The sequence below is a fragment of the Mesorhizobium sp. M7A.F.Ca.MR.362.00.0.0 genome, from assembly GCF_004023175.1.
In the GTDB taxonomy this organism is placed as follows: Bacteria; Pseudomonadota; Alphaproteobacteria; order Rhizobiales; family Rhizobiaceae; genus Mesorhizobium.
This window is the reverse complement of sequence record NZ_RZTF01000071.1, coordinates 15,435-20,957: the sequence shown is the minus strand read 5'-3', so window position 1 is coordinate 20,957 and position 5,523 is coordinate 15,435. Positions and strand designations below refer to the sequence as shown.

The 5,523-nt window shown below is 64.8% G+C and carries 5 protein-coding genes and 1 pseudogene (1 of these 6 cut by a window edge); 2 read left to right on the top strand and 4 right to left on the bottom strand.

The window, feature by feature from the left end:
• Positions 1 to 70: 70 nt before the first annotated feature.
• The 3 genes from EOC06_RS12310 to EOC06_RS12300 all read right to left on the bottom strand — a co-directional run bounded on the left by EOC06_RS12310 (position 71) and on the right by EOC06_RS12300 (position 1,920).
• Complete coding sequence (locus tag EOC06_RS12310) at positions 71 to 334, bottom strand: glycine zipper domain-containing protein (RefSeq protein ID WP_127382303.1); 264 nt, start codon at positions 332 to 334, stop codon at positions 71 to 73.
• A 134-nt stretch (positions 335 to 468) separates the two neighbouring features.
• Positions 469 to 879, bottom strand: coding sequence for a DoxX family protein (locus EOC06_RS12305; protein ID WP_127329323.1), 411 nt, complete (start codon positions 877 to 879; stop codon positions 469 to 471).
• A gap of 111 nt (positions 880 to 990) precedes the next feature.
• Entirely contained in the window at positions 991 to 1,920 is a 930-nt protein-coding gene (locus tag EOC06_RS12300) for a bestrophin family protein (RefSeq protein ID WP_245469518.1), read from the bottom strand.
• A gap of 162 nt (positions 1,921 to 2,082) precedes the next feature.
• Here EOC06_RS12300 and EOC06_RS12295 point away from each other — a divergent pair, with 162 nt between their 5' ends.
• Positions 2,083 to 2,490, top strand: a complete 408-nt coding sequence (locus EOC06_RS12295; RefSeq protein ID WP_128307884.1) for an ACT domain-containing protein — start codon at positions 2,083 to 2,085, stop codon at positions 2,488 to 2,490.
• Positions 2,491 to 2,652: 162 nt separating this feature from the next.
• Here the strand turns inward: EOC06_RS12295 and EOC06_RS12290 are convergent, their stop codons facing one another.
• Complete coding sequence (locus EOC06_RS12290; RefSeq protein WP_127383223.1) at positions 2,653 to 3,687, bottom strand: aspartate-semialdehyde dehydrogenase; 1,035 nt, start codon at positions 3,685 to 3,687, stop codon at positions 2,653 to 2,655.
• Positions 3,688 to 4,125: 438 nt separating this feature from the next.
• On the opposite strand from EOC06_RS12290, the pseudogene EOC06_RS12280 reads away from it, so the two are divergent.
• Positions 4,126 to 5,523: pseudogene (locus EOC06_RS12280) on the top strand (DEAD/DEAH box helicase); it runs 496 nt beyond the window's last position.

Here is a 5,523-nt window from a genome sequence, read left to right as displayed (position 1 = left end):
TCGCATCCGGGAAAACGGCGGGCCAAGGCCCGCCGTTTTGCTGTCCGGTTCTGTCTGTAAGAGCTGCCGATCAATAACCGCTCGGGCAGCGGTCGATGTAGACGCGGCCACGACGATCACGGTAGCGGCATTCGCCACGCTCGCTCGCCCGGCCGATCAGCGCGCCGGCCACGGCGCCGACAGCACCACCGACGACGGCGCCTTCAACCGGATCGCCAGCGACCGCCGCACCGACGGCAGCGCCACCGAGGCCGCCTACGGCCGCGCCTTTTTCCGTTTGCGAACAAGCGGCGAGCGGCACCAGCAGCGCCATCAAAAGCATCATTTTCTTCATCATCGTTCCTCTCCGATAGGAGCCGCCTCCGCCGCCAGGCGAATCTCTAACTCGCAACTCCGCGATTCGATCCCTGAGACATTGCCCGGCAAAGGGTTCAGGCTTTCAGCGGAAAGCGATGCTTCGATCTGGATCTAACGGCTGAACGGGATCAGCGCGCGGACCCTGGCATCGCGCAGATACAGGCCGCCCCACAGGATAATGCCGAGATAGACGCCGAACAGCATGTGCGAGAACAGCGGGTTGTCGACACGGACATTGGTGGCGATGGCGCCGCCCATATAGGCGGTGAGCAGGATGGCGCCGAGCACCGAGGTGCGCGGCAGTGCATAGAGAGCGGTCGAGATCAGGCCGATGACGCCCAGCATGCGCGCGACATTGGCATCGGCCGGCCAGCCGAGCGGCACCATCGTCTGGGTGACGACATCGAGCGGCGGCAGCTTGATGACGCCATCGAAAATCATGAACAGCACGATGACGCCGCTGAGCGCGCGGCCGGTCCATAAAGCGCCCGGCGAGACGGGCGCGATTTCGGAAATGCTCATGGTGGTCCCTCCTAGTGGTTCGAGCCCTTTTCGCTGGGGTCGACCCAAGGACGTGGCATGGGGCTGCGATCCGACAGAGGTCCGAATTGTTTTAAGCCCGCGCGCCTTCGCCTAGGAAAAATAAAACTTTTCCGCGGGGATCATCTTCGGCGGCGTTTCGCCCAGCGCTTCGAACACCGAGATTTCGCAGACACGGCAGAGGCCGTCGAGTGCAAGGTCGTTGGCCTCGGTGCCGAACGGATCCTCGAGCTCTTCCGACAGCGCGTCGAGGCCGAAGAAAGTATAGGCGATCAACGCCGTGAACAGCGGCGTCGCCCAACCGGTGGTCGAGATCAGGCCGATCGGCAGCAGCAGGCAGACGATGTAGGCCGTGCGATGCACCAGCAGCGTGTAGGCGAAGGGTAACGGCGTACCGGCGATCCGCTCGCAGCCGGCCTGGATGGCGGCGATCGACGCGAGCCTCTCATCGAGGATACGAAAGCCGATCGAGTCGACATCGCCCGCCCGGCGCTGCGCATTGGCACGCCGGCCCATGCGCCTGACCATCTCATCTGCCGGATTGGAAAAGGCTGCGGCCTTGTCCGCCTCGGCGTCGATGAAGGCGCGGGCATCCTTCATGCTGTCGATCTTGCGCAACTGCCCGCGCAGGAAATGACAGAAGGCGAGCGCTTCCATCAGCAGGGCGCGCTGCTCGGTCTGGTCCGGGATGAGGCTGGTGGTGGCGCGGGCCAGGTTGCGCATTTCGAAGACCAGCGCGCCCCACAGCTTGCGCGCCTCCCACCAACGGTCGTAGGCGGCGTTGTTGCGGAACGAGAGATAGATCGACAATGTCACGCCGACCAGGCCGAAAGGCGTGATGTTGAAGATGCTGAAATCAAGCTGGAACCGGCGCGCCACGGCCAGGATGATCGCGGCATAAAGCGCGAAGCCCAATATCTGCGGCAGGATGCGTGGCACGACCGAACCGCGCATGATGAAGAACAGCTTCAGGAATGTGGGGCGCGGGCGAACGATCATCGAAGGCCTTTCACGGACCGGCATCGGCCCTCAGCTCCTCTATTGTGCGATGCGACAGGTCCGCAAGCCCAGCCGCCAGCGACATCGCCATGTCGTCCTTGCAGCGCCTGGACTATCGGCACGCGCCGGTCGCGGATATTGAAGAGCACGTGGGCTGCGGCCCATTTCTGCAGGCGAGAGAAACGAATGACCGGCGAGACCGATCTGAAGACACTGCTGGCATCGATGACGCCGGAACTGTTGGCCGGCACCTATGTCTTCGCCACGCTGGCGCCTGGCGTCGCTCAGCCGGAAGGCGGTGAGGCGGTGATGGTGTTTCGTGAGCGCGAGGGCGTGACGCTGATCGTAACCGAGGAGAAGGCCATCGCTGCGGCACTGACCGCGTCATTCCGCTGCCGGATGGTCACGCTGAACATCCATTCGTCGCTGGAAGCCGTCGGCTTCCTCGCCGCCATCACCACGCGCCTCGCCGCCGCCGGCATGGGCGTGAACCCGGTTTCGGCCTTCTACCACGACCATCTGTTCGTCCCCGCCGACCGGGCGGAGGAAGCGCTGGAGCTGCTGGTTGGCTTGGCGGCTGAGAATCGAAGCTGAGGCTGGTGCTGCCCCTCATTCCCCTGCCGGGACCTTCTCCCCGTGAACGGGGAGAAGGGAGCTAACGGCCAAAGGCCGAGCCCGCGACCGCGGGCCGCCGATCGTTCGGCGCCCCCGCGGAGGGCCCGCCGCGGCAGCGGCGATACGGCCCGTGAGCGAAAACTAAGCCGCCTTCTTCTTCGGCTGGATCAGGCCGCGCTCGACCAGCAGCTCGGCGATCTGCACCGCGTTGAGTGCAGCGCCCTTGCGCAGATTGTCGGAGACGATCCACATCGACAGGCCATTGTCGATGGTCGAATCCTCGCGGATGCGCGAGATGAAGGTGGCGTCCTCGCCGGCCGATTCCAGCGGCGTGATGTAGCCGCCGTCCTCGCGCTTGTCCAAGACCTGGCAGCCTGGGGCTTCACGCAGGATATCCCGCGCCTCGTCGGCGGTGATCGGCTTTTCGAACTCGATATTGACCGCTTCCGAATGGCCGATGAACACCGGCACGCGCACGCAGGTCGCCGTCAGCTTGATCTTGGGGTCGAGCATCTTCTTGGTCTCGGCGACCATCTTCCACTCTTCCTTGGTGGAGCCGTCGTCGAGGAACACGTCGATGTGCGGGATGACGTTGAAGGCGATGCGCTTGGTGAACTTCTTGACCTCGACGCCATCGGCGACGAAGACCGCGCGGGTCTGCGTGAACAGCTCGTCCATGCCTTCCTTGCCGGCGCCGGATACCGATTGATAGGTGGCGACGACGATGCGCTTGATGGTGGCGAAATCGTGCAGCGGCTTCAATGCCACCACCAGCTGCGCCGTCGAGCAGTTCGGGTTGGCGATGATGTTCTTGCGCGTGAACAGCGAGATCGCGTCCGGATTCACTTCCGGCACGATCAGCGGCACGTCCTGATCGTAGCGGAAGGCCGACGAATTATCGATGACGACGCAGCCCTGCTTGCCGATCTTCGGCGACCATTCCTTGGAGACGCTGCCGCCGGCCGACATGATGCAGATGTCGGTGTCGGAAAAATCATACTGGTCGAGCGTCTTCACCTTCAGCGTGCGGTCGCCGAACGACACTTCCGTGCCCTGGCTGCGCCGCGACGCCAGCGCCACGACTTCGCTTACCGGAAAGCCGCGCTCTTCCAGTATGTTGAGCATTTCCCGGCCCACATTGCCCGTGGCGCCGACGATCGCTACCTTGAAACTCATCGAAAAATCTCCTGTCCCTCTCCGCTTGGTTTTTGGAGAAACCCGCTGGCCGATGCGGGTTCCGTCCCCCGGGCCGAACCCGGGAGAGGGTGGTTAGGCCAAGGGAGTCACACCGTTTTGGTGGTGGTTTTGGCCATAGTTTTGCTGGAACGAGGGGACGCGCCGACGCGCCCGGCCCAATGATGTGCATTGAGGCTGGGGGCATCGAATGCAAGAAGAGCCATCAAAAGGCCGCGCATCGAAAAACGATCCCGTTCAAAGCGGGCTTTTACGCGGTTTGCGTCAAGAGTCAATTGCGATGAGCGTCCTGTTGCCCTGTACAATGGCGGCGGCACGAAGTACGAACGGCATGACCATCCGGCTCATGGAGCGTCCCGACGCCCGCCGAAGACAGGCCCATTGCTGGGCATATAAGAATCCGAATTCCGAAAGAGTAAGATGTCCAACTTCGATGCACTCGTTCCCGCGCTGGCAAGGGCGCTGGAAAAACGCGGCTATTCCGAGCTGACGCCCGTCCAGAAGGCGGTTGTGGCGCCGGAACTCGGCGAGGCCGATGCGCTGGTTTCGGCGCAGACAGGCTCCGGCAAGACGGTGGCCTTCGGCCTCGCTCTGGCGCCGACCCTGCTTGAGGGCGCGGAGCGCTTTGGCCACGCCGCCGCACCGCTGGCGCTGGCGGTGGCGCCGACGCGCGAACTCGCCTTGCAGGTGACGCGCGAACTGGAATGGCTCTACGAACTGACCGGCGCCACCGTGGCGTCCTGCGTCGGCGGCATGGACATGCGCTCGGAGCGGCGTGTGCTGGAGCGCGGCGCCCATATCGTCGTCGGCACGCCCGGCCGGCTGCGCGACCACATCACCCGGCGCTCGCTCGACATGTCGGCGCTGAAGGCGGTGGTGCTCGACGAGGCCGACGAGATGCTCGATCTCGGCTTTCGCGAGGACCTCGAATTCATCCTCGACGCCGCTCCGGCCGAACGCCGCACGCTGATGTTCTCGGCCACCGTGCCGCGCTCGATCGCCACGCTCGCCCAGGGCTACCAGCGCGATGCGGTGCGCATTTCGGCGGCCGGCGAGGAGAAGCAGCATCTCGACATCGAATACCGGGCGCTGAGCGTCGCCCAGCCCGACCGCGAGAACGCCATCATCAACGTGCTGCGCTATTACGAAGCCAAGAACGCGCTGGTGTTCTGCAACACGCGTGCCGCCGTCAATCATCTGACCGCGCGCTTCAACAACCGCAACTTCTCCGTCGTGGCGCTGTCGGGCGAGCTCAGCCAGAACGAGCGCAGCCATGCCTTGCAGGCAATGCGCGACGGCCGCGCAAAAGTCTGCATCGCCACCGATGTCGCGGCGCGCGGCATCGATCTGCCCAATCTCGAGCTGGTCATCCACGCCGATCTGCCGACCAATCCGGAAACGCTGCTGCACCGCAGCGGCCGCACCGGTCGCGCCGGGCGCAAGGGCGTCAGCGCGCTGATCGTGCCCAACAGCGCCCGCAAGCGCACCGAGCGGCTGCTGCAGAACGCCGGCCTCAAGGCAACATGGGCGAGCCCGCCCTCGGCCGACGACGTGATGCGGCGCGACGACGAGCGCATCCTGGCCGATCCGGTTTTCGACGAGCCGGTGAAGGACGACGAACGCGGTTTCATCGACGCGCTCCTCGCCAGACATGGCGCCGAACAGGTGGCCGCTGCCTTCGTGCGCCAGTGCCGCGCCAGTCGCTCGGCGCCCGAGGACCTCATGGAGATCGCGCCCTTCACGCCGTCGCGTGAAAGGCCGGCGGGCGAAGGGTTCGCGCGCCGCGACGAGGCGCCCCGCCGCCCCGACGATTTCGGT

Coding starts and splice junctions, on each gene's coding strand:
- EOC06_RS12295 (WP_128307884.1), top strand. CDS start 2,083: ATGACCGGCGAGACCGATCTGAAGACACTGCTGGCATCGATGACGCCG.
- EOC06_RS12290 (WP_127383223.1), bottom strand. CDS start 3,687: ATGAGTTTCAAGGTAGCGATCGTCGGCGCCACGGGCAATGTGGGCCGG.
- EOC06_RS12310 (WP_127382303.1), bottom strand. CDS start 334: ATGAAGAAAATGATGCTTTTGATGGCGCTGCTGGTGCCGCTCGCCGCT.
- EOC06_RS12300 (WP_245469518.1), bottom strand. CDS start 1,920: ATGCCGGTCCGTGAAAGGCCTTCGATGATCGTTCGCCCGCGCCCCACA.
- EOC06_RS12305 (WP_127329323.1), bottom strand. CDS start 879: ATGAGCATTTCCGAAATCGCGCCCGTCTCGCCGGGCGCTTTATGGACC.